This is a genomic window from Herbidospora yilanensis (assembly GCF_001570565.1).
GTDB classification, from domain to species: domain Bacteria; phylum Actinomycetota; class Actinomycetes; order Streptosporangiales; family Streptosporangiaceae; genus Herbidospora; species Herbidospora yilanensis.
Genome location: NZ_BBXE01000043.1, coordinates 1 through 22,988, shown reverse-complemented (window position 1 = coordinate 22,988; position 22,988 = coordinate 1). Strand labels below are relative to the sequence as shown.

The window sequence follows — 22,988 nt, the reverse complement described above, 5'->3', positions numbered from 1 at the left end:
GTGTCCTCGTTGTGAGAGTTCTGACGGTCAACGCCGGTTCATCGAGTCTGCAGCTCCACCTCGTCACCTCGGACGGCGAAGTGCTCGCCAAGCACCACGTGGAACAGGCTCCGACCTCGGCCGACGCGCTCCTGGAGTTCCTCGACGAGAGGCCCGACGCGATCGCCCACCGGCTGGTGCACGGCGGGCCGATCGTGCGGCAGCCCGTACGGGCCACGCGGGAGCTGGTCGACCGCCTCACGGAGATCTCCGACCTCGCCCCGCTGCACCTGCCGCCCGCGCTGAAGCTGATCACGGCGTCGCTGGAGGCCCTGCCCGACGTTCCGCAGGTGCTCTGCCCCGACACCGCCTTCCACGCCGGCATGCCCGAGGTGGCCTGGACCTATCCGCTGCCCGCCGACTGGCGGGCCCGTTTCGGCCTGCGCCGATACGGCTTCCACGGCCTCTCCTACGCGCACGCGCTCCGGCGGGCCGGCGAGCTGGTCGGGGCGTGCCGGCTCGTCATGTGTCACCTGGGCGGCGGCGCGTCCGTCTGCGCCGTGCGCGACGGACGGTCTTTGGACACCTCGATGGGCTTCACGCCCCTGGAGGGTGTCCCGATGAGCAAACGGTCGGGCAGCGTCGACCCCGGCATGCTGCTCTGGCTCCTCGACGGGCGGCTCACCCTCGCCGAGCTGCGCGACGGGCTGGAGCGGCACTCCGGGCTGCTGGGCCTCTCGGACGGGTTCTCCGGCGACACCCGCGACCTGGTCAAAGCGGGCGACACGTTCACCCTCGACGTCTACTGTCACCGCGTGGCCCGCGAGATCGCCGCCAGCGCGACCTCTCTCGACCGCCTCGACGCCCTCGTCTTCACCGGCGAGATCGGGTGGGACCAGCCCGAGGTCCGCGCGGGTGTCTGCCGCCGCCTGGGCCTGCTGGGGGTGCGGGAGCCGGTGGGCGGCAACCGTACCGACGACGGCCTGATCAGCACCGACGGGGTGCCGGTCCTGGTGGTCGAGACCCGGGAAGAGCTCCAGCTCGCCCGCGAAGCAGGTTTTGTTCTGACGTAGCCGGTTATGAGTCGAGGATCCCCCCTGGTCTTTAGGGGTCTCATGTCGCGCACCGGATGGCCCGGATCGATCGCGATCCTGGTGATACTCGCAATCCTGGCCATCGGCCTGCCGCTGGCCAACGCCGTCGTCGCCGACGACGCGGTGCCCCTCAGAGCGGGCACGGTCATCGAGGTCGGCCAGGAGTTCGACGGCGGCTCACGCCCCGTCTCCATGCTCGTGCCCGCCGGATGGTCGCTCGACGAGGGCGCGTCGTCGTTGTCGGAGTCGGTGTCGCTGGTCAGCGGCGGGGCGACCGTCCAGCTCGGGGTCATCGACGTCGAGGCCGCCACCCCGCAGGAGCTCTGGACCGGCCAGCACCTCATCTTCCAGGCGCAGGGCCTGCCGGTGAAGGCCCAAGACCCCATGCCGATCTCGACCACTCAGGGGGTGCCCGGCCTGGCCGGCGTGATCACCGTGGACGACCGCGTCGGCACCCAGGCCGTCTTCGCCGCCCCCGAGCAGGGCGCGAGCGTCCTGGTGGCCGGCGACCCGGCCGCCATCGCCTCCCACAGCGACGACATCACCCAGATGATCTCCTCGATCCAGTTCGCCGGAGCCCCGCAGTGACCGGCCGCCCGGCCTTCTGGGTCTGGCTGCTCGGCGTCGTCACGGGCACCCTGCTGGTCTGGACGACGCTGGTCCCGCAGGCCCGGGTGTTCACGATCGGCACCCTGATCGCCCTGTGCGTGCTGGTACCGGTTCTCCTGGCCGCGTTCTGGCTGTTCACCCGCATCCGCCCGCTCCGCGCGGCGCCGATCGGCTATTCGTGGATGGCCCTGGCCTGGGGCGGCCTGGCCGCCTTCGGCGTCGCGTTCCTGGCCAACACGGCGTTCAGCGCCATCATCGCCAAGACCACCAGCCTCCTCTTCGCCGACCGCTGGGCCGACGCCATCGTCGCGCCCCTCGACGAGGAGACCGCGAAACTGGCCGGAGTGGCCCTGATCGCGCTGATCGCGCCCTGGGTCATGTCGGGCGCGCTGGCCGGATTCGGCTACGGCGCGATCATCGGCCTGGCCTTCCAGATCGTCGAAGACCTCCTGTACGTCTTCAACACCATCATCGCGACCGGCGGCATCCAGCAGAGCGGCGACACGATGAGCTCCCTGTTCGCCCGGCTGGTGTATTCGGCCTGGTGGAGCCACTGGGCGATGACCGCGGTCGCCGGAGCCGGCCTCGGCTACGCCATCGCGCGCACCGACCGGACCCTCGCCGCACGCGTGACGGTCGCCGTCTCGGCCTGGATCCTGGCCATGCTGATGCACGCCTGGTGGGACTCGCCCCTGCTCGCCGACTCGACGTTCGCCAAGGGGATCCCGCTGCTGGTCGTCGCGATCGTGGTGTTCATCGCGGCCCGGCACATGGACCGCCGGTCAATCGCGTACGGAGATGCCCAGCGAGTGAGCCATTCGTGGCGCCAGGTCGAATAGCTGGCTCATCGAGATCGTCGCGCCGCGCAGCGACTCCAGACCGCCGGCGATGCCGAGGCTGCGCGCCCCCCGGAAGTCGACCTTGGTGAGCTGGGCCTTGTCGAACCGGAGGTCCTCCAGCTCCGACCCGGGGAACGACACCTCCTTGAGGGTCGCCCCGGCGAAGTCGACCTCGCGCAGCAGGCAGTCTTCGAACGTGACGTTCCGCAGCGTGGCCGACCGCAGGTTGACCGAGTCGAGCTTGCAGTTGTGGAAGGTCACCTGGTGGACCTTCGAGCCGAACATCGGCACGCCCGACATGGCGCTGGAGACGACCTCGACGTCGAACCAGTCGGTCTCGGCGAGGTTCACCCCGATCCACCGGACGGTGTGGAACCAGACGTCGTTGTAGCGGCTCCGGTCCATGCGGCTGTCGTTGATCGTGACCTGCTGGACCGCCGACTCCATGAACCGGGCGCCGACCGTGTTGACGTCGTCGAACGTGGCGTCACGGAGGTGGACGCCGTCGTAGTCGCCCTCTCGTTCGAGACCGCCGGTCAGGGGTTCGAGGTAGGGGGCGTAGGGGAGGTCTTCGAGTTCGCGCGGCATCGCGCCATTGTCGCAACTCAGCGCGCCGGCACGTCGATCCGCCCGAACACCAGCGACCCCGACGCCCGCTGGTCGTCGCCCGACCAGAACTCCGCCCACAACTCCCCGAACTCGGTGCGGGACAGGTAGCCGTCGCCGTCGCCGTCGAGCTCGTCGAAGATGTCGTCGGTGTCGGTCGGCGCGCCCGTCCACCCCTCGATGAGCTGGTTGTACTCCCGAGCCGAGATCAGGCCGTCGCCGTTCACGTCGACCGCGTCGAACATCGACAGGGCCGTGGTGGCCATCGCGTGGGGCATCTCGTTGAGCCGGTCGACGATCAGCATCACGTCGTCGAGGGTGACCCGGTCGTCGCCGTCGCGGTCGGCCGTGAGGAGGGTGGCCCACCAGTTCATCATGATCGCGTAGATGCGGCCCTTCGGCTGGCCCTGGATCGCCGCCCACCGGCTCGCCAGCGCCTCGAAGTCGGACTCGGTCAGGTAGCCGTCGCCGTCGACGTCCATCGCGCGGAAGACGCCGGTGATCTTGCGGTGCTGGAACTTGGTAGCCATCGGGCCACTCCTTTCACGGGTGGGGGACCTTGATGGTCACCAACCCGGGCGAGTGGCCACGATGACACCCTCAGTGACAGTTCTCTTACTGGGAGTGAACCGTCGTGAAGTCCATGATCTGCCGCCACGCGTCGTCGCAGGCCTCGGCCCATTCGGCGAACGAACGGTCGAAGAACGAGTGGGGGGCGCCGTCATAAATGACAGACCTGTTGGGTGTGCCCGCGGCGTCGAGGGCGGCGGTGAAGCCGTCGAACTCCTCGGGGGTCGACGCCGTGTCGGCGCCGCCGCGCAGCAGCAGGACCGGGGCGCCGGGTGTGGCCGGCACCTCGCCGACGCGGCGGATGGTGCCGTAGAAGCCGACCGCGCCGGCCAGGCCGCTGCCGTGGGCGCCCAGCCGCCACGAGTGGGAGCCGCCGAAGCAGAAGCCCACGGTGAACACCGGCGCGGGCAATTCGGCCCGTGCGGCGGCGACGTCCATGTCGACCTGTTCCGGGGTGACCTGGGCGACGTGGGGCTGCCACTCGAAGCCTTCGCCCCGATCGTCGGTTTCCGCGGTGCGGCCGAAATAGTCGATCGCGATGGTGTGGAAACCCGCCTCGGCGAACCTGACGGCCAGGTCCCGGTAATAGGGGTGAAGGCCGCGGATGTCCGGCAGGATGATCACCGATCGGCCGTTGGGCTCGGCGGGTTCGGCCCGGTAGGCCAGGAAGCGGGTGCCGTCTTCGCTGGTCAGCGTGGTCTGCTCATGAGAGGCGACCGCCCCGGCCACCGGCGGCGCGGGTGGCCTGCTGTCGGTGCTGTGACACATGGGCCGATCCTGTCACACCGGTTTCGGCAGGCCCCCGATCACCATCCCGATCAGCCGGTGGTAACTCTCGTCGATGGCGTACGGGAGACCGAAACCGCCCACCGCCTCGATGGTGACGAACCCGTGGACGGCGGCGCGGAAGGCCCGGGTGGCGTGGATGGCCTGCTCGCCTTCGAGCCCGTACGACCGCAGCGCGGCCAGCGTGATGTCGATGAGCTTCTGGCCGGCCTTCGACAACTCCGGCGACGCGGTCTGGATCATGGCGGCGTAGCGCCCCGGGTGGTCTTTCACGTAGCCCCGCCAGGCGTCGGCGTAGGCCCGCAGGGCGTCTTCGCCCGACCGGCCGGCGACGGCGGCGAAGCCGCGGTCGGCGAGCTGGTCCATCACCCTGATCGACACCAGTTCGGTGAGTTCGGCCAGGCTGCGCACGTGCTTGTAGAGCGAGGGCGTGGCCACTCCCGCCCGCGCCGCGACCGCCGACAGGGTGACGGCGGCCGGGCCGTGCTCGTCGATGATCGCCATGGCGAGGTCGACGACGATCTCGGGCGTCAGACCCGCCCTAGCCATGTGTGTGCTCCGCGAGGAACGGCAGCACGACCTCGGCGACCTGGTCGGGGAACTGGGCGTGGGGGTAGTGCCCGGCGCCCGGGATCATCGCCACGGCCCCCGCCGGCGTCGCGGCGACGATGCCCTCGGCCTCGGCCCTGGGGTCGCCCCAGTCGGGGTCGCGGTCGCCCATCACGACGAGCGCCGGGGCCTTGAGCAGGGGCAGCTTCGCACCGGCGTCGACCGGCGGGTTCATGCCCATCTTCGCCACGACGTCCATGTGCAGCGTGGTCTCCAGAGCGGTCAGGTAGGCCGGCCAGTCGGCGGGCTTGGGGCCCGGGTAGGCGTGGTCGAGGTACTTCTTCCACATCTTCGTGCTGCGCAGGGCGGCGGTCGCCATCAGCAGCATGATCCCGCGCCGGTGGTGGCCGTTGCGCAGCAGCGCCCCGAAGTCCATCTTCTGTGCCCGCGTGAACGGCCCGACCAGCACGACGGCGGTGACCAGTTCGGGCGCGTCGACGGCCGCGATCGTCGCCGATCCGCCGGCGAACGAGTGGCCCACGACGACGGCCGGGCCGCCGAGCTCCCTGATCAGCGCGACGAGGTCGTTCGCGGTGTCGGTACGCGTGTAGGAGGCCCACGCGGTGGACGAGTCGCCGTGGCCGCGCAGGTCGACGGAGGCGACCCGGTAACCGGCCGCGACCAGCTTCGGCGCGAGGAACCGGAAGGCCTTGCGGCTGTCGCCCATCCCGTGGGCCAGGACGACGAGGGGGCCGTCGCCGTCGATCTCGTAGGCGATCCGGCCGCCCTCGCGCGCCAAGTAGCTAATACTCATAGCTTAAAAGCTAATGCTATTAGCCTTCGCTGTCAAGGCGGGTGCCGGCAGCGCCCTCAGCCGGACAACCGGGCGGCCCTGCTCTGGAGGTAGCGCTGCCGCGGCAGGCTCGTCGACGCCTCCGCGGCTTCGAGATAGGCCTTCCGCGCCGCCGGGAGGTCGCCCGTCAGCTCCAGCAGGTGGGCCCGCACGCCGATCACCCGGTGGTCGACCGGTGAGATCGCCTCCAGGGCCGCCAGGCCGGCGACCGGCCCCTCGCTCATGGCCAGGGCCACCACCCGGTTCAGGGCCACGACCGGAGTGGGGGTGAGCTCGTAGAGGACGTCGTACAGGGCGCGGATCTGGGGCCAGTCGGTCTGCGCGGGCGTCGGGGCCTCGTCGTGGAGGGCCGCGACGGCGGCCTGGAGTTGGTAGGGGCCCGGTTCGCCGCGCGGGAGGGCCTCTTCGAGCAGGGCGACGCCTTCGGCGATCTGCGCGCGGTCCCAGAGGGCGCGGTTCTGTTCGTCCATCGGGATCAGTGCGCCGCCGGGGCCGGTGCGGGCGGCGCGGCGGGCGTCGGTGAGCAGCATGAGGGCCAGCAGGCCCGCCACCTCGCCGTCGTGCGGCAGGGTCCGGCGGAGCATGCGGGTCAGCCTGATCGCCTCGCGGGCCAGTTCGACGCGCTGGAGGTCCGGGCCCGAGGTGGTCGCGTAGCCCTCGTTGAAGATCAGGTAGAGCACGTGCAGGACGACGCCCAGACGGTCGGCGCGGTCGCGGGGCAGGCCGAAGGGCTGGCCGCTCTCCTTGACGGTCCGCTTGGCCCGGGTGATGCGCCGGGTCATGGTCCCCTCGGGCACCAGGAAGGCGCGGGCGATCTCCGCCGTGGTCAGGCCGCCGACGGCGCGCAGGGTCAAAGCGATCTGCGAGGCCGGGGACAGCGCCGGGTGGCAGCACATGAACAGCAGCACCAGCGTGTCGTCTCCGGCGGCGGGCGGGTCGGCCGGTACGGGGGTCCAGCGGGCCACCGCCTCCTCGCGCTCCCGGCGGGCCCGCTGGCTGCGCAGCAGGTCGGTCAGGCGGCGCGCGGCGACGGTGATCAGCCACGCCTTCGGGTCGGCGGGCACCCCGTCGACCGGCCACTGGGTGGCGGCGGCCAGGAGCGCCTCCTGGACGGCGTCCTCGGCCGTGTCGAAGTGGCCGTACCGGCGCACCAGCGCGGCGAGGACCTGCGGCGCGTGCTCGCGCAGCAGGTCCTCCACGCCGGATCGGTCCGTCATTCGAACATGTCGTCGAGGTGTTCCATGATCGGCCGCACGTCGACGTACTGCCCCTCGGCCTCCTGGCCGGGCGTGTGGGCCAACCGGGCGGCGATCTCGGTGGCGCGGTCGAAGCCGGCGCACTCGACGATCGTGTAGCCGACCAGGACCTCCTGGGTCTCCGGGTAGGGGCCCTCGGTGACGACCGGGACTCCGCCCTTCATCGAGACGCGGCGCGTGTGGACGGGCGCCGACAGGCCCTTCGCGTCGACGAACTCGCCCGACTCGACCAGGTCGTTGTTCCACTTCTCCATGAACGCGTGCATCTCGGCCACTTCGGGGCCGCCGGTCGCCATGGCGTCGAAGTCACGCTGTGAGCCGTACAGCATGATCATGTATTTCATGATCTGTTCTCCCTTCGCTCACCTGGTACGTCGGAGCCGGGGACTCCCGCCGGACACGTCCCGAACGCCAAAATACGGGGAGTTCGAGGGTCTGAGCTCGTGGGTGAGGCGTCAACGGCGGAGGTCTAGTTTCGGGCGCATACCTTGGGGCATTTCGCCCGATATGCGAGTAATCGTGGTTGGAGCGACCGGGAACGTCGGCACGAGTGTCCTCGCGGCGCTGGAATCGGATCCCGAGGTCACCTCGATCGTGGGGGTGGCCCGTCGGCCGCCCGGATCGACGGGACGGAAGACCGCCTTCCGGGCGGCGGACATCTCCACCGACGACCTGGTGGAGATCTTCGCGGGGGCCGACGTGGTCATCCACCTCGCCTGGCTCTTCCAGCCCATGCGCGACCCGATCCTGACCTGGCGCAACAACGTCATCGGCGGGATCCGGGTCTTCAACGCCGTGGCCGAGGCCGGCGTGCCCGCGCTCGTGTACGCCTCCTCCGTCGGCGCCTACTCGCCCGGCGGTCTCGTCGACGAGAGCTGGCCCACCCACGGCTGGCCGGGAGCGCCCTACGGCCGCGAGAAGGCGTACCTGGAGCGGGTCCTGGACGTCTTCGAACGCGACCACTCCGGCATCCGGGTGGTCCGGATGCGCCCCGGGTTCATCTTCAAGCGCGAGGCCGCCACCCAGCAGCGCCGGCTGTTCGTCGGCCCGTTCGCCCCCCGGCCTGGCCGGATCCCGCTGGTCCCCGACATCCCGGGACTCAAGCTGCAGATCCTGCACACCGACGACGCGGCACAGGCTTACCGCCTGGCGGCGACCCGGCCGGTGCGCGGCGCGTTCAACATCGCCAGTGAGCCGGTGCTCGACATGCCCATGCTGGCCGAACTGCTCGACGCCCGACTGGTGCCGGTGCCCGTCGGGCTGGCCCGCATCGCGGTCTCGGCGGCCTGGCGGCTGCGGTTGATCCCGACCATGCCGGGCATGCTGGACATCGCCCTGCACATCCCGGTCATGGACACCTCGCGGGCCCGCGAGGAGCTGGGCTGGACGCCGCGTCATGACTCCCAGGAGGCGATCGTCGCCTTCCTGGCGGGGCTTCGCGAGGGCGCGGGCGCGGGCACCGCACCGCTCAAGCCGGAGACGGGCCTGGAGGGACGCGTCCGCGAAGTGGCGACGGGCGTGGGGCAGCGCCCCTGAGAGGTCAGCTCACTCCGGCCGGAACCGGGGCATCCTCCTTCTCCACGGTCTCGCGCAGCGGGGCCGGGCGGAAGAACAACGTCGCGACGACGCCGAGGGCGGCGATGGCGGCCGAGACGAGGAAGATGTGGCCGGTCGCGTCGGCGAAGGCCACCGGGAGGGGGTTCCGCACGGCGTTCTCGGCGACCTGGTCGGCCAGGATCGCGCCCAGGACCGAGACCCCGATGGTGCCGCCGAGGGAGCGGAAGAAGGTGATCGCGCCGCTGGCGGCGCCCAGGTCGTGCAGGGCGACGGTGTTCTGCAGGGCCAGCACGAGGTTCTGCATGGACATGCCGACTCCGGCGCCCACCAGGACCATCGCCGGGATGATCCACCAGATCGAGGTGGTGTGGTCGATCCGGGAGAGGCCGAGGAAGCCGACGGTGAGGATGACCGCGCCCGAGATGATCCACGGGCGGACCCGGCCGGTGCGGGAGATGATCTGGCCCGAGATCGCCGAGGAGAGCAGCACGCCGGCCATCATCGGGATCGTCATCAGCCCGGCCTCGGTGGGCGTGAAGCCGCGGCCGACCTGGTAGTACTGCCCGAGGAAGACCGCGCCGCCGAACATGGCCATGCCGACCGCGAGGCTGGCGAGGATGGCCAGGGCGGGGGTGCGCTGCTTGATGACGTGCAGCGGGACGACCGGGTCCTTGACCCGCGACTCCACATAGGTGGCCAGGCCGAGCAGGACGACCGAGCCGCCGACCATGGCGGCGGTCTGCCAGGAGATCCAGTCGAACGAGTTGCCGACGAAGGTGATCCAGACGAGCAGCACGCTGACGCCGGCCGCGATGAGGCCCGCCCCGGCGTAGTCGACGGTCACGTCGCGGCGGACGGTCTCCACCTTGAGGGTCTTGAACAGCAGGGCCCAGGCGACCACGCAGAACGGCACGGCGATCCAGAAGCACCAGCGCCAGCCGAGCCACGAGGTGTCGGCGATGACGCCGCCCAGCAGCGGGCCGCCGACGGTGGCCACGGCCATCACGCCGCCCAGGTAGCCGTTGTACTTGCCGCGCTCCTTCGGCGGGATCATCGCCGCGATGATCACCTGGACCAGCACCTGGAGCGCGCCCATGCCGAGGCCCTGCACCGCCCGGAAGCCGATGAGCTGCGCGGTGTTCTGCGCGAAGCCGCAGGCCAGCGAGCCGACGAGGAACAGGCCGACGGCGATCTGCAGGAGCGTCTTCTTGTTGTAGAGGTCGGCGAGGCGCCCCCAGATCGGGGTGGTCGCCGTCGCGGTCAGCAGAGAGGCGGTGACGACCCAGGTGTACTGCGACTGGGTGCCCTTCAGCGCGGTGATGATCTGCGGGAGCGCGACCGAGACGATCGTGCTGGAGATCATCGCGACGAACAGCACGAGCAGGAGGCCGCTGAGCGCCTCCAGGACTTGGCGGGAATTTTTGCTCACACGGCAACTTTACCCATTGCGCAAATTTGCCCGCCCAGTAGGGTGCCCCCTGTGGGACTGAGAGAGCGGAAGAAGGCCGAGACCCGGCAGGCGGTCCACGAGGCCGCGCTGCGGCTGACCGTGGAGCTGGGCTTCGACGCGGTGACCGTCGAGGCCATCGCCGACGCCGCCAACATCTCCCGGCGGACGTTCTCCAACTACTTCGCCGGCAAGGAGGACGCGGTCCTCTACGGCGAGGAGCAGCGCATCCAGGACCTCGTCGAACGCATCCGCCGCCGCCCGGCCGGCGAACGCGCCTGGCCCGCGCTCTGCCGGGCCTCCGCCGAGCTCTACGCGGCCCAGGGCAAGGAGGCCGACCGCGCCTGGGCGACGCGCACCCGGCTGGCCCGCCGCCACCCGGCCCTGCTCGCCCGCCAACTGGCCAATCAGTCCCTGCTGGAACAGGAGATCGCCGTCGAGGTCGCCGCCCGCGAGGACCTCGACGACCACACGCTGCGCCCACGCGTCATGGCGGCGGCCTTCCTGGCGGCGCTGCGCGTGGCGATGGTGGTGTGGCTCGACGAGCGCGAGTCGCGCCCCCTGGGCGAGGTCCTCCAGGCCAGCCTCTCGGAGGTGGGCGAAGACTTCACCCGGGGCGGACGGCTGAAAGTTTCGGAGTAACGTCTCAAACATTTCTCTGTCGTTTCCCGCTAGCGTTGCCTATCCTGCCGATACGAGAAATTTCACTGCTTGTCCTGCCTGGGCAAGCTGTCACTTTCCGTGCCCCCTGACCGGGTTCATGGTGGCTCGAAATATTTCGAAACGGTGGTGGCCGTGCGGGTTGACCGACACCTCACGCTTCCCGACCTGCTCGCGCTCCGGGCCGCCGAGCAGGCCGGGAAGACGGCGATCGTGGTGGCCGACGTCGGAGAGATCACGTTCGGTGAATGGGATCGGCGAGCCGACGCCACCGCCCGGTCACTCGTCGAGCGCGGGTTGTCGCCCGGCGACCCGGTGGCGCTGGTCTTCGGAGAGCGCGACTGGGTCGAACGCCGCAGGTCGAGGCGGCCCTGCACGAACACCCGGCGGTCGCCGAGGCGTCCGTCGCCGGGCTGCCGCACACGGTGCTCGGCCGGGTGACCGGGGCGGCCGTGGTGACCCGCGCCCCGGTGACGCCCGCCGAACCGCGCACGTTCCTGCTCGACCGGCTGGCGCCACACGAACTGCCCGGCCGTCTCGTGTTCGTCGCCGAGTTGCCCAAGAACCACCTCGGCAAGGTGGTGAACGCTGGAGTTGGACGTACCGACAAGGAACTTGCTCAATCTGGAGATGGCATGACGGAGGAGCTCAGGGTCCGGCTGGCAGGCATGATCGCGGACGCGTCCGGCGGCGTGATCAGCCCCGACGAGGTGCTGGCCGGGCGGCACACGCTGTCGGCGCTCGGGCTGACGTCGCTGGCCAGGATCAGCCTGATCGACACCATCGAGGACGTCTTCGGCCTGGAGATCGACCTCAGCGGTGACCTGCCGTCGTTCGAGGACGTCGACACCCTCGTCGCGGCGCTGAAATGAAGATCGAGTTCACCGGCGCCACCGAGGGAGAGGCGCCGCTGACCTGGGGCCAGCGGCTGATGTGGCGGGCCGTGCACCTGATGGGCCCCAGCCAGAACTACCTGAACTGCCCGTTCGTGTTCCCGGTCTACGGCCGGCGGGATCTGTCCACCGTGCTCGACGCGCTGCGGGTGCTGATCGAACGGCACGAGACCCTGCGGACCACCTTCTCCGACGCCGGCCAGCGGATCTCCCGCGACGGCGTGCTGGAGATCGAGCTGGTCGAGGCGGGGCCGGAACGCGGGCTCCAGGTGGCCGGGCGGGTGGCCGGGGAGATGGCACACATCGTCTTCGACCACGGCGCGGAATGGCCGCTGCGCTGCGCGGTCGTGCTCAAGGACGGCCGCCCGTTCGCGCTGGCCTGCGTCTTCACCCACCTGTCGGTCGACTACCACGCCCTCGCCCTGCTGGCCGTGGAGTGGAAGGCCCTGCTGAAGGGGGCCGCGCTGCCGCCGGTGGCGTGGCAACCCCGCGACCAGGCCACGCTGGAGGCCTCCGACGCCTGGCAGGCCCGGTCGGCGCGGTCGATCGCCTACTGGCGCGACGTGCTCGCCGACGTCCCGCTCGACGTCTTCGACCATCCGCCGGGCGAACCCGAGGACCCCCGGTTCATCGAGGTCATCATGGAGTCGCCCGCGCTGGCGGTGGCCGCCACCCGGTTGTCGAACCGGCTCGCGGTCAGCTCGACCAGCGTCGTCCTGGCCGCCTGCGCCGGGGTGCTGGGCGAGGTCAGCGCGCGGTCGCGGGTGGTCATGCAGCTCGTGCACAACAACCGCCGCGACGCCAGGACCCGGGAGATGGTCGGCACGGTCGGCCAGGACGCCCTGATCGTCCTCGACCTGCTGGAGCCCGACTTCCCCGGGTTCTGCCGCACCACCCATCGGGCCGCCCTCCAGGCCTACCGCAACGCCCACTACGACCCGGTCGCGATGACGGCGATGCGGGAGAAGGCCGGCGGGCACGACCTGGACGCCTTCTTCAACGACCGCCGGGCCGCCCCCGGCTGGCCCGCCCTGCCGCCCGACGCCGACCTGTCGGTGGCGAACACCAGGACGTACACGGAGAACGCCTGGCCGGGGGTGCGGTTCAAGGTGTTCTTCACGGTCGGCGCCGACGCCGGCACCGGCCGGCTGAGCGTCATCGTCGACACCGCCTACCTCCCCCGGACCACGGCGGAGCGGATGTTGCGCAGCGTCGAGGCCCGGCTGGTCGGGGCGGTCTAGTCGGCGATCGGGCGGCCGAAGTCGACCGCCGCGAGGATGCCCTCGGGTGTCGTGGTCCGCAACTGCGCGTCCGGGCGCAGGCCGAGCGCGTCGTTGACGGTGGAGAAGGCGATCCGGAGCGCGACGAACGTCGTGATGTCGAAGATCTGCGCGTCGGTGAACCCGGCGGCCCGCAGCTCCTCGACGTCGGCCTCGGTGGTCGCGTGGGGGCGCCGGGTGACCTTGCGGGTCCACGCGGCCACGGCGCGCTCGGCCTCGGTCAGGTCGGCGTCGGCGCCCGTGAGCACCGACACCGCCGTCTCCTGGTCTGACCAGGCCGCGAGCTTGTTGCCCCACGCCAACGCGCAGTAGGAGTTCCCGTAGGCGGCCGCGCAGGCGGCCACCATGATGCCCCGCAGTCGCAGCGGCATCCCGCGCGTGACCTCGCGGGCCAGGCCGAAGATGCCCTCGGCCACCTCGGGCCGGTAGCCCCAGAGGCGGGTGGCGTTCATGACGTACCCGAGCTCCTGGAGATCGACCTCGGCCTCCGCCGGGTCGGCCTCCACGTCGGCCAGGAAGCTGCTCATCACCCCTCCTTCCGGGCCAGGTAACCGACCACGTCGACGTTCGCGCGGAGCGGCAGCCCCGCGCGCAGCCGTTCTCCGGCCCCCTCGATCGCGGCGGCGGCGAACACGTCCTCGCCGACGTGCTGGATCGCCTCGTACGCCGGCCCGGTCGACGCCAGCGCCCGCGCGTAGGTCGCCGGGTCGGCGAACTCCCACACGAACGGCACCGTCACCCGCCGGACGCCGGTGAACCCGAACGTCTCCAGCAACCGCTCACCGGCCCCCGGACGCCCGAGGGCGACCATGTTCCGCTGGTTGTCGACCTTCGGCGGGGCGGCCAGCCGGAACGGCTCCAGCGCCCACGCGCCGGGGGACTTCTTGATGTGCCCCCACACGGTCAGCCCCACCCGGCCGCCGGGCCTCAGCACCCGGTGGATCTCCCGCAGGGCGAGCGGCGTGGTACCCCAGACCCCGCGGAAGCTGGTCACCACGTCGAACGACGCGTCGTCCCAGGGCAGGTCGTGCATGTCGCCGACGCGGACGTCCGCGCCGGGGTTGCGGTCGCGGGCCACCGCGACCAGCCGGGCCGAGGCGTCGATGCCCGCGCCCCATGCGCCCCGGAGGGCGGCCAGTTCCAGGGCCAGCCCCGCGCCGCACGCGACGTCGAGTATCCGGTCGCCCTCGCCGATGCCCAGATGCTGGTGCATGGCGACGTATTCTCGGCAGTTGCCCGGTTCGCTGAGCGTCGCGAAGTCGACCGCGCGGCGGCCCCACCCCTCGTCGACCAGCGTCCATGCCGTCGAATCGTACATTTCCCTTTTCCTAACGAAGCAGCGCGGCGAGAGCGGGGTTGTCGATCCCCGTCCCGAGCATCCGCGCGGAGGCGAGCGCCGTCCGGTCACCGAGACGGGCGTTGTGCAGATGGGCGCGGACGACCCATTCGCGCATGTCGCATCGGGCCGCCAGGGACCCGAGCGTGGTCACGAGCGGGCGGGCCCGCCGGGTGTCGCCGACGTCGAGCGCACAGGCGATCGTCGCGTCGAGCACGTTGGCGTGCACCCACTGGTAGCGGTCGGGCAGCCGGTTGCAACTGTCGGTCGCCTGGCCGAACCAGCGCAAGGCGGCGGCGTGGTCGCCCCGGTCGCGGCTGAGCAGACCGAGCCCCCGCGCGGCGGTCCCCTCCCAGCACGGGTCCTCGACCTGGCAGGCCAGCACCCACGCCCGTTCGAGGGCGTCGGCGGCGGCCTCGACGTCGCCCATGCGCAGGTCGATCTCGGCGTGCAGCGCGGTCGGCCAGGGCAGGAACGCCATCCAGCGCTGCTCCTCGGTCAGCTCCAGCGAACGCCGGAGCACCGTGTGCGCCTGGGAGCGTTCGTCGCGCATCAGGTGCACACGTCCGAGGATCGACAACGACCACGCGTGCTGTTTGTGGTCGCCGCAGCGGGCGGCCCGCTCGATCGACTCCTCCAGATGCCCGATCGCGGCCCGGTAGTCGCCCTGGTCGGAGGTGTTCTGGCCGAGCACCCCGCAGATCGCCGCCATCTCGGCGTCGGTCTGCGCCATCGCGGCGGCCCTGGTCAGCCACATGGTCGCGGCCGTCCGCCGGCCCGCCTTGACCTCGACGAAGCCGAGTTCCCGGTGGGCGGTCACCGCGACCGACCGGTCGCCCGAGGCGACCGCGTGCAGGATCGCCTCGTGCAGCGCCAGCGAACCCTCCTCGTCCCGCCCCTGCACGGCGTGGACCAGGGCGCTGCCGAGCGCGCAGTAGGCCCGCGCCTTCAGCGCCGCGTCCCCCGTCCGGGAGGCCTCGGCGACCGCCGTGCGCAGACACTGGACGCCGGCCGCCACGGCCCCGGCCGTGATCGCGGCCCGGCCCGCGTCGAGCTGGCCGATCGCGGCGGCCCGGCCGCTGAGCGGCGGCAACATCGCCGAGCCGGAGCCGACCGTGGCCGCCTCCCGCAGGGCGGGGGACGTCCGCACGCCCAGTTCGCGCCGCATCAGGTCTTCGCACACGGCGACCTGCTTCAGCGCGGCGGGCCGGTCGCCGGCCATGGTGAGGCTGCGTACCAGCAGTTCGTGGTTGCCCTCGTCGAGCGGGTTGTGCTCGACCGCTCCGGCGGCGTACGGCACCGCCTCTTTCGCCCGGCCGGCCGCGAGCAGCCGGGCGGCGGCCTGCCGGAGCCGGGCCTCGATCATCCCCGAGACCCGGTGGCGGGCCACCAGGAGCCAGGACTCGAACTCAAGGGAGGACGCGAGGTGCACACCCTCCAGCAGCTCTCCCCCGAGTTCGAGCAGCGGCGCCGGATCGGCGTCCTGGTCGAGGAGGACGTGCACGTCGACCGTGACGTCCGCCCCGAAGTCGGTGCGAACCGGGTCACCCGAGAGGGCCTCCCTGAGGCCCAGCGAGCGGCGCAGTTCGGCCAACGTCCAGCGCAGCGCCCCGAGCGGGTCGTCGGCGTCGCCGAACAGCAGCTCGGCGACGCGTCTGCGGCTGGGCGGCCGTTCGGCCAGCAGCAGATAGGCGAGCAGGGCCCACGCCTTCCGGCCGCGCGGCGGCTTCGCCGCTCGGCCGCCGATCTCGACGACCGGCGGCCCGAGCAGCCGGATCGACACCATGACCCCGCTCCCTCCCCGCTTCGATCAGTTGAACATCGATGACCGGCATCGGCCCAGATCCACTTTCAGTTCTGGCGGGTGGTCGGACGGCCGGCGTCCTTCCAGGCCTTCAACCCGCCGTCGAGGTGGGCTACGTCCCGGTAGCCGAGCGACTGGAGCGTCCGGGCGGCCAGCGCCGACCGGCCGCCCGAGGCGCAGAACAGGATCACGGTCCCGGCCGGGTCGAACTCGGCGCGGTGGTACGGGCTGGCCGGGTCGGCGTAGAACTCGAGCATCCCCCTGGGAGCGAGGACGGCCCCCGGGATGGTGCCCTCCTGCTCGACCTCGCCCGGCTCCCGCAGGTCGACCAGCGTGACGCCGCCGCCCTCGACCGCCTTGGCGACCTCGTCGACCGGCAGATTGTCGATCTGCGCGCGTGCCTGGGCGATCAGGTCCTGCACGGACTCACTCATCTGTCCTCCCCCTTCGTGGTGTGCGCCCGACTGTTCGCGGATGCCGTGTGAACCAGCGTGTGCGGTCGCATCCGCCCGCACATCCGTGGTCAGTACGGAGATACTCGGGCGTATGACCACGGAGCCGACCCCACGCGAGCGGGAGATCCTCCGGCTCGTCGGGGAGCGCCTGCAGAACCGCGAGATCGCCCGCCGCCTCCACCTCTCGGAACGGACCGTGGAGAGCCACGTGTCGGCGCTGCTGCGCAAACTCGGCGGCGAGAACCGGCTGGCCCTGGTCGCGCACGCCGAACGGCTGCGCCGCCGCGACCTTCCGGCGGCGTTGTCGTCGTTCGTCGGCCGCGAGTCGGAGATTCCGCTGGTCGCCGAGTTGCTGGCGGCCCATCGGCTGGTCACGCTCACCGGCCCGGCCGGCACGGGCAAGACCCGGCTCGCCCTGCACGTGGCGGCCACGCTGCCGCAGGCGGTGCTGGTCGACCTGGCCCCGCTCGCGCCCGGCGACGACGTGGCGGCCGCCTTCGGCGACGTGCTGCGCGGGGCGGCCGGGCGGACGCTGGTGGTGGACAACTGCGAGCACGTCCAGGTGGCGCCGCTGCTCACCGGTCTCCTGCGGAGCGGGTCCGGCGTCCGGGTGCTGGCCACGTCACACGGGCCGTTGGGCGTGCCGGGTGAACGGGTCTGTGAGATCGCGCCGCTGCCGGTGCCGCCCGAGTCGTCGCGGCCGGAGGAGGTCCTGTCGGCCGCGTCGGCCCGGTTGTTCGCCGACCGGGCCGCGTCCTCCTCGCCGGGGTTCGCGGTCACCGACGACAACGCCCGTGACGTGGCGCGCATCTGCCGCCGCCTCGACGGCCTGCCGCTGGCGCTGGAACTGGCCGCCGCCCGGGTGCGCGCGTTCACCCCCGCCGAGCTCGTCGGTCTGCTCGACAGCAGGTTCACCCTGCTCACCGACGGCCCGGTCGGCCGCCACCGCACCCTCGAAGAGGCGCTGCGCTGGAGCTACGACCTGCTGCACGCCGACGAGCGGCTGCTGCTGGCCCGGCTCTCGGTGTTCCCCGGCGAGTTCGACCACGACACCGCCGCCGACGTGCTCGCCTACGAGCCGCTCGACCGCCCGGCGATGTCCCGGCTGCTTCCCCGGCTGCTCGACCGCTCGCTGGTGTCGCGCCGCCGGGCCGGCGAGACGACGCGTTACCGGCTGCTCGACAGCGTCCGGCAGTTCGCCGCCGCCCGGCTGGGCGACGACGCCGCCGAGGCCCGCGACCGGCACGCGGACCACCACCTCACCACCGCGGTCTCGCTGGTCGCCGCGCTGCGCGGCGCCGACCAGGCCCGCGCGCACCGCTGGTTCAACCGGCACTGGCCCGACCTGCGTCAGGCCGTCAGGCACACCGACGACCCCTGGCCGTTCCTGGCCGGGGTCGGCACCGCCTGGGAGATCATCGGGGCGCGGGCCGACCTGTTCGACTGGCTCGCCGACCCGGTCGCGACCGTGCCGGCGCTGACCACGGCCGCGATCGTCCACTGCTTCCAGGACGTCCCGAAGGCCCTGGCCTTCGCGAGACGGGCCGCCGAACTGGCCGAATCGCCCGACGACCGAGCCGTGACCGCCCTCGCGCTCGGCTGGTGTCTCATGTACGCCGACCCCACCGCCGCCCTGCCCCATCTCGAAGACGCGGCGACCCGCTACGCGGAGACCGGCGACACGTGGCACCGCGCGCTGGCCCTGACCGCCCTGGGCCAGGCGGCCGGGTCGATCGGCCCCACCGCGGAGGCGGCCGACCTCTTCGGCGGCCTCGGCGACCAGGTCAAACGGGCCAACGCGCTCAACCACATGGCCCTGCGGGCGATCGACGCGGGGGTGCGCCTCGACGAGGCCGCCGCCTGGCTGACCGAGGCGGAGCGGCTGGCCGAGGCCAGCGACAACGACCACGAACGCCTGCACGCCCAGGTCTTCCGCGCCGCCCTGCGCGACCCCGAGGAGGCCCGCGACGACTATGCCCGGCTGCTCCCCGAGTTCCGCCGGATCGGCGATCTGCGCTGCGCCGACCGCTGCCTGCGCGGGCTGGCCGAATCGTGATCCTGCGGTTCGGTGGACCGCTCCTATCATGAGGTCGTGAACGCGGAGCCTGGCATACCGGCGTCGATCGACGACTATCGCATCCTCCACCGCATCGGACACGGCGGCCAGGGCGCGGTCTACCGGGCCGAAGACCGCGACGGCACCCCCGTCGCGCTGAAGGTCCTCCACGACGAACTGTCGAAGGACGCCGACCACCGGCGGCGTTTCCTGCGCGAGGTCGAGCTGGCCCGGCGGGTCGCCCCGTTCTGCACCGCCCGCGTGCTCGACATGGGCGTCTTCGGCGACCGCCCCTACATCGTGAGCGAGTTCGTGCCCGGCGCCTCCCTCCACCACGTGGTGCAGCAGGAGGGCCCCCGCACGGGCGGCGGCCTCGAACGCCTGGCCGTGGCGACCGCGACCGCGCTGGCGGCGATCCACCGGGCCGGGATCGTGCACCGCGACTTCAAGCCGAGCAACGTCCTGATGGGCCCCGAGGGCCCGGTCGTGATCGACTTCGGCATCTCCCGCGCCCTCGACCACACCGCGACGATGTCGGGCTCGATCGGCACCCCCGGCTACATGGCCCCGGAGCAGATCGAGAACGGCGAGGTCACCCCCGCCGCCGACGTGTTCGCGTGGGCGGCCACGATGGCCTTCGCCGCGACCGGCAGACGCGCCTTCCCCGGCACGACCGTGCCGCAGCTCATCAACGCCATCATGAACCGCGAACCGCAGCTCGACGGGGTGCCCGCCGGCCTCAGGCCGCTGATCGAGCAGGCGCTGAACAAGAACCCGGCGCTCCGCCCGACGGCCCCCGACCTGGTCAAGGCCCTGACGGGCGACGAGTTCGCGGTCGAGACCATGCCGCTGGCGCCTCCGGTCAAGAACCGGAAACCGGCCTGGCTGGCCGGCGCCGCGGCGGTCGTGGTGGCCGGCGGGATCCTGACCTGGCAACTCTGGCCCGACAACGGCACCGTGACCGGCGGGGGCCCGCGCATGGCCACCACGCTCACCCCCGCCCCGGTGACCTTCGGCCGGCCGGTGGGCGGCCCGGTGAACGTGCAGGAGAACGACGTCCGCGGCATCGGCTTCATCGACATCGACGGCGTGCCGACGTCGGTGAGCGGCGGCGACGACAACACCGTCCGCGTCGTCGACCTCAACACCGGCACCGAGTTGTACGCCATGGCCGGCCACGAGAAATGGGTGAGAGACGTCGCCGTCGGCCTGCTCGACGGCACCGAGATCGCCGTCACCGCCGCCGACGACGGCTCCCTGCGCATCTGGGACCTCCGCGACGGCACCCAGATGAGCAACCCCATGCTCGGCCACCAGGGCAACGTCAAGGGCGTCGACATCGGCACGCTCAACGGCGACCCCATCGCGGTCAGCGGCGGCAGCGACGGCACCGTCCGCGTCTGGGACCTGCACAGCGGCGAGCAGATCGGCGACCCGATGACCGGCACCACGGGCACCGTCTGGGCGGTCGCGCTGGGCGAGGCCAACGGCGTCCCGATCGTGGTCAGCACCGGCGACGAGGGCGTGGTCCGGGTCTGGGACCTGACCACCCGCCGACAACTCGGCGAGCCGATGACCGGCCACATCGGCTGGGCCAGGTCGGTCGAGATCGGCGAACTCGACGGCAGGCCCATCGCCGTGACGGGCGGCGAGGACAAGACCGCCCGCATCTGGGACCTGACCACCCGCACCAGCCTCGGCACCCCGCTGACCGGCCACACGAGCTGGGTCTGGGGCGTGGCCCTGGGCGAGTCGGACGGCAAGCCGATCGCGATCACCGCGAGCGAGGACAAGACCGCCCGCGTCTGGGACCTGGCGACCGGCGCCGAACTCGGCGCCCCCCTGGAGGGCCACACCGACCGCGTCTACTGCGCGGCCTTCGGCTCGGTCGGCGGAAAACCGGTCGCCATCACGGGCGGCCGCGACGAGTCGATCCGCGTCTGGAACCTGTCGCCCCCGCTACCCGGCTGATCTCCGAATAGCCGACCCAGCTTTCGTTAGTTTCGTTTTGGGGTACAGTCCCCATGAACACGGACCAGCGGTGAGGGAGGACCCGGATGGGCGACACACCGTTGACCGCCGCGGACGCCAGAACCTTCCTGCCAGAAGAGGATCCGCGCACCCAGGCGGCCATCGTCGACCTTGTCGCGGAGTTGCACAGAAGAGGGCGTGCCGTCGCCGACAGGCCCGCTCTCCTGACCGGCCCGGACGGATCTCCCCGGCTGCCGTTGCCGCTCCCGCTGTACGAGGCCCTGCTGCAAGTCGCCGAGGCGCTGTCGCAGGGTCTGGCGGTGACGGTGGCGCCCCAGCACATGACCATGTCGACCTACGAGGCCGCCGAACTCCTGGGAATCTCCCGGCCGACTCTGGTCAAACTCCTGGAGGGCGGCGAAATTCCCCATCAGCGCGCGACGGATCGCCCTGGCGCCCATCGGCGGGTAAAGCTGGAAGATGTCCTGGCATATCAGGAGAAGCGCCGGACCGAACGACGGCGGCTCCTCGATGAACTGACCCAGGAATCCGTAGGTTCGGGCATGTACGACAAGCCTGCCGGCGAATTCTGACCGGCATATGCTGGTCCGATGCCATTCTCGGCCGTGCTTGACGCATGCGTGCTCTATCCGAACGCCCTGCGCGACACTCTTCTGCGAGTGGCGGAAGCCGGCGTCTACCAGCCCTTATGGAGTGAGCGCATTCTGACCGAAGTGCAGGAAGCTCTGGTGCGAAACGGGCTTTCCGCACAAAAAGTAGAGCGCACTTTGTCTTTTGCACGGGCCGCGTTTCCCGAGGCGATGGTCGAGGGCTGGGAACCGCTCGAAGACTCGATGGGCAACCACGTCAAAGATCGGCATGTCCTCGCCGCCGCAGTCCGCGGGCACGCCGACGTGATCGTCACCTTCAACCTCCGCGACTTCACGCCGGCCGCCTGCGAACCCTGGGATGTCCAGGCCCAGCATCCGGACACCTTCCTGCTGTACGAACTGGAGGCGGCCCCAGGCGTCATCCTCAACGTGTTGACGGAACAGGCCGCGGCCACCGGCAGGCCGCCACATCGGCCGATGACCCTCGAAGAGGTGATCGGTTCACTGGAGACCTGCGGCGTCCCGGTCTTCGTCTCGGAAGTACGCTCGTGGCTTCGCCGTCAGAAGCGGCTCGGTTAGCGGGCCAGGCCTCTCGCGATGACCAGGCGCTGGATCTGGTTCGTGCCCTCGAAGATCTGCATGATCTTCGCCTCGCGCATGTACCTCTCCACCGGGAACTCGCGCGTGTACCCGTATCCCCCGAACACCTGGACCGCGTCCGTCGTCACCTTCATCGCCGCGTCCGTCGCCACGAGTTTGGCCACCGACGCCTGGCGGGAGAACGGCAACCCCGCGTCCTTGCGCCGGGCCGCGTCGACGTACGTCGCCCTCGCCGAGTCGACGGCCGCGGCCATGTCGGCGAGCAGGAAGCCGAGGCCCTGGTGGTCGATGATGCGCTTGCCGAAGGTGGTGCGCTCCTTCGCGTAGGAGACCGCCGCGTCGAGGGCGGCCTGGGCCAGGCCGGTCGCGCAGGCCGCGATGCCGAGCCGGCCCGAGTCGAGGGCGCTGAAGGCGATCTGGAGGCCCTGGCCCTCCGCGCCGATCAGCCGGTCGGCGGGCAGCACCGCGCCGTCCCAGTGGGCGCTCGTCGTGGGGACGGCGTGCAGGCCCATCTTCTCTTCTGGCTTGCCGAAGGTCAGGCCGTCGACCTGGCCTGGAGTCAGGAAACAGGAGATCGACCGCTCGCCCGTCCGGGCGAACAGGGCGTAGAAGTCGGCCCGGCCGCCGTGGGTGATCCACGCCTTGGCGCCGTTGATCTCGTAGCCGTCGGCGACGCGGGTCGCGCGGCAGGTCAGGGCCGCGGCGTCGGAGCCGGCCTGGGGTTCGGACAGGCTGTAGCCGCCGACGAGGTCGCCGGCGAGCATGTCGGGCAACCAGCGTTCGATCTGCTCGGAGGTGCCGAACGTCGCCAGCGGATGGCACGACAACGAGTGCACGCTCACGGCCACGGCGACCGCCGCCCAGCGCGCGGCGAGTTCTTCGAGTACTTGGAGGTAGACCTCGTAGGGCTGGCCACCGCCGCCGAACTCCTCCGGATAGGGGAGGCTCAGCAGGCCGGCCGCGCCAAGGGTGGCGAACAGGCCCTCGGGATAGGTCTCGGCGCGCTCGTGCCGGTCCACGATGGGCAGCAGTTCCTTGTCTGCCACATCACGGGTGAGGTCGAGCAGGTCACGGGCCTCCGGGGTGGGGAGGAGCCGGTCGACGGCCACAGGGATCTCCTGACATCGGTCGTTGGTAACCCCGATGGTCTCAGAGGCCCGTCAGTTCCTTCGCAGTG

Annotated in this window: 25 protein-coding genes; 12 read left to right on the top strand and 13 right to left on the bottom strand. The window is 71.4% G+C overall.

Annotation, left to right across the window (positions count from 1 at the left end):
* Positions 1-11: 11 nt before the first annotated feature.
* Genes AW273_RS31840 through AW273_RS37615 form a run of 3 tightly spaced genes read left to right on the top strand, consistent with a single transcriptional unit; the run spans position 12 to position 2,521 of the window.
* The gene (locus AW273_RS31840) at positions 12-1,052 is read left to right on the top strand and encodes an acetate/propionate family kinase (RefSeq protein ID WP_062356447.1); all 1,041 of its coding nucleotides are present in this window, start codon (positions 12-14) and stop codon (positions 1,050-1,052) included.
* A gap of 42 nt (positions 1,053-1,094) precedes the next feature.
* Positions 1,095-1,661: a hypothetical protein gene (locus AW273_RS37620; RefSeq protein WP_062356444.1), complete on the top strand. Its 567-nt coding sequence runs from the start codon at positions 1,095-1,097 to the stop codon at positions 1,659-1,661.
* On the top strand, positions 1,658-2,521 hold the full coding sequence (locus AW273_RS37615; protein WP_062356443.1) for a PrsW family intramembrane metalloprotease: 864 nt from the start codon (positions 1,658-1,660) through the stop codon (positions 2,519-2,521). Before AW273_RS37620 ends, AW273_RS37615 begins: the two co-directional genes overlap by 4 nt.
* Here the strand turns inward: AW273_RS37615 and AW273_RS31825 are convergent.
* The 7 genes from AW273_RS31825 to AW273_RS31795 form a co-directional block, all read right to left on the bottom strand.
* Positions 2,465-3,109, bottom strand: a complete 645-nt coding sequence (locus AW273_RS31825) for a pentapeptide repeat-containing protein (RefSeq protein WP_062356440.1) — start codon at positions 3,107-3,109, stop codon at positions 2,465-2,467. The two genes, AW273_RS37615 and AW273_RS31825, sit on opposite strands and share 57 nt — an antisense overlap.
* Positions 3,110-3,126: 17 nt before the next feature.
* Positions 3,127-3,657, bottom strand: coding sequence for an EF-hand domain-containing protein (locus AW273_RS31820; RefSeq protein WP_062356437.1), 531 nt, complete (start codon positions 3,655-3,657; stop codon positions 3,127-3,129).
* Positions 3,658-3,742: 85 nt separating this feature from the next.
* Positions 3,743-4,465, bottom strand: a complete 723-nt coding sequence (locus AW273_RS31815; protein ID WP_062356435.1) for a dienelactone hydrolase family protein — start codon at positions 4,463-4,465, stop codon at positions 3,743-3,745.
* Between the two features lie 12 nt (positions 4,466-4,477).
* Positions 4,478-5,032 carry a TetR/AcrR family transcriptional regulator gene (locus tag AW273_RS31810; RefSeq protein ID WP_062356432.1) on the bottom strand — a complete coding sequence of 185 codons (555 nt, stop codon included), beginning with the start codon at positions 5,030-5,032 and terminating at the stop codon, positions 4,478-4,480.
* Positions 5,025-5,846, bottom strand: a complete 822-nt coding sequence (locus tag AW273_RS31805) for an alpha/beta fold hydrolase (protein ID WP_062356429.1) — start codon at positions 5,844-5,846, stop codon at positions 5,025-5,027. The genes AW273_RS31810 and AW273_RS31805 overlap by 8 nt, the downstream gene beginning before the upstream one ends.
* Before the next feature lie 56 nt (positions 5,847-5,902).
* On the bottom strand, positions 5,903-7,102 hold the full coding sequence (locus AW273_RS31800) for an RNA polymerase sigma factor (protein WP_062356427.1): 1,200 nt from the start codon (positions 7,100-7,102) through the stop codon (positions 5,903-5,905).
* Positions 7,099-7,485: a YciI family protein gene (locus AW273_RS31795; protein ID WP_062356424.1), complete on the bottom strand. Its 387-nt coding sequence runs from the start codon at positions 7,483-7,485 to the stop codon at positions 7,099-7,101. Before AW273_RS31795 ends, AW273_RS31800 begins: the two co-directional genes overlap by 4 nt.
* Positions 7,486-7,660: 175 nt before the next feature.
* On the opposite strand from AW273_RS31795, the gene AW273_RS31790 reads away from it, so the two are divergent.
* Positions 7,661-8,677, top strand: coding sequence for an NAD-dependent epimerase/dehydratase family protein (locus AW273_RS31790; protein ID WP_232327695.1), 1,017 nt, complete (start codon positions 7,661-7,663; stop codon positions 8,675-8,677).
* Positions 8,678-8,681: 4 nt separating this feature from the next.
* Here AW273_RS31790 and AW273_RS31785 read toward each other — a convergent pair whose 3' ends face one another.
* Positions 8,682-10,127, bottom strand: a complete 1,446-nt coding sequence (locus AW273_RS31785) for an MDR family MFS transporter (protein ID WP_062356417.1) — start codon at positions 10,125-10,127, stop codon at positions 8,682-8,684.
* 51 nt (positions 10,128-10,178) lie between these two features.
* Between AW273_RS31785 and AW273_RS31780 the strand changes: the two genes are divergently transcribed.
* The 4 genes from AW273_RS31780 (at position 10,179) to AW273_RS31765 (ending at position 12,939) form a co-directional block, all read left to right on the top strand.
* Positions 10,179-10,787 (top strand): acyl-CoA-like ligand-binding transcription factor, encoded by a 609-nt coding sequence (locus AW273_RS31780; protein WP_083950204.1) that lies wholly within the window; start codon positions 10,179-10,181, stop codon positions 10,785-10,787.
* A 153-nt stretch (positions 10,788-10,940) separates the two neighbouring features.
* Positions 10,941-11,246, top strand: a complete 306-nt coding sequence (locus AW273_RS38940) for a hypothetical protein (RefSeq protein ID WP_232327703.1) — start codon at positions 10,941-10,943, stop codon at positions 11,244-11,246.
* Positions 11,147-11,677, top strand: a complete 531-nt coding sequence (locus AW273_RS38230; protein WP_232327701.1) for an acyl carrier protein — start codon at positions 11,147-11,149, stop codon at positions 11,675-11,677. Before AW273_RS38940 ends, AW273_RS38230 begins: the two co-directional genes overlap by 100 nt.
* Positions 11,674-12,939 carry a condensation domain-containing protein gene (locus AW273_RS31765; RefSeq protein WP_062356412.1) on the top strand — a complete coding sequence of 422 codons (1,266 nt, stop codon included), beginning with the start codon at positions 11,674-11,676 and terminating at the stop codon, positions 12,937-12,939. Before AW273_RS38230 ends, AW273_RS31765 begins: the two co-directional genes overlap by 4 nt.
* Here the strand turns inward: AW273_RS31765 and AW273_RS31760 are convergent.
* From AW273_RS31760 to AW273_RS38935, 4 genes are all read right to left on the bottom strand, one after another.
* Positions 12,936-13,505 (bottom strand): carboxymuconolactone decarboxylase family protein, encoded by a 570-nt coding sequence (locus AW273_RS31760; protein ID WP_062356409.1) that lies wholly within the window; start codon positions 13,503-13,505, stop codon positions 12,936-12,938. The genes AW273_RS31765 and AW273_RS31760 overlap by 4 nt on opposite strands.
* Complete coding sequence (locus tag AW273_RS31755) at positions 13,505-14,296, bottom strand: class I SAM-dependent methyltransferase (RefSeq protein ID WP_062356406.1); 792 nt, start codon at positions 14,294-14,296, stop codon at positions 13,505-13,507. Before AW273_RS31755 ends, AW273_RS31760 begins: the two co-directional genes overlap by 1 nt.
* Positions 14,297-14,306: 10 nt before the next feature.
* Positions 14,307-16,100: a tetratricopeptide repeat protein gene (locus AW273_RS31750; protein WP_062356403.1), complete on the bottom strand. Its 1,794-nt coding sequence runs from the start codon at positions 16,098-16,100 to the stop codon at positions 14,307-14,309.
* 65 nt (positions 16,101-16,165) lie between these two features.
* Positions 16,166-16,552, bottom strand: a complete 387-nt coding sequence (locus AW273_RS38935; RefSeq protein WP_062356401.1) for a rhodanese-like domain-containing protein — start codon at positions 16,550-16,552, stop codon at positions 16,166-16,168.
* 112 nt (positions 16,553-16,664) lie between these two features.
* On the opposite strand from AW273_RS38935, the gene AW273_RS38225 reads away from it, so the two are divergent.
* From AW273_RS38225 to AW273_RS31725, 4 genes are all read left to right on the top strand, one after another.
* Entirely contained in the window at positions 16,665-18,629 is a 1,965-nt protein-coding gene (locus tag AW273_RS38225) for an ATP-binding protein (RefSeq protein WP_062356398.1), read from the top strand.
* Positions 18,630-18,665: 36 nt separating this feature from the next.
* Complete coding sequence (locus AW273_RS31735) at positions 18,666-20,600, top strand: WD40 repeat domain-containing serine/threonine protein kinase (protein ID WP_198168461.1); 1,935 nt, start codon at positions 18,666-18,668, stop codon at positions 20,598-20,600.
* An 86-nt stretch (positions 20,601-20,686) separates the two neighbouring features.
* A complete protein-coding gene (locus AW273_RS31730; protein ID WP_062356392.1) occupies positions 20,687-21,193 on the top strand; it encodes a helix-turn-helix domain-containing protein in 507 nt (168 codons plus the stop codon).
* A gap of 18 nt (positions 21,194-21,211) precedes the next feature.
* The gene (locus AW273_RS31725) at positions 21,212-21,790 is read left to right on the top strand and encodes a PIN domain-containing protein (protein ID WP_062356390.1); all 579 of its coding nucleotides are present in this window, start codon (positions 21,212-21,214) and stop codon (positions 21,788-21,790) included.
* On the opposite strand, the gene AW273_RS31720 is transcribed toward AW273_RS31725, so the two are convergent.
* Positions 21,787-22,920, bottom strand: coding sequence for an acyl-CoA dehydrogenase family protein (locus AW273_RS31720; RefSeq protein ID WP_062356389.1), 1,134 nt, complete (start codon positions 22,918-22,920; stop codon positions 21,787-21,789). The genes AW273_RS31725 and AW273_RS31720 overlap by 4 nt on opposite strands.
* Positions 22,921-22,988: the final 68 nt, after the last annotated feature.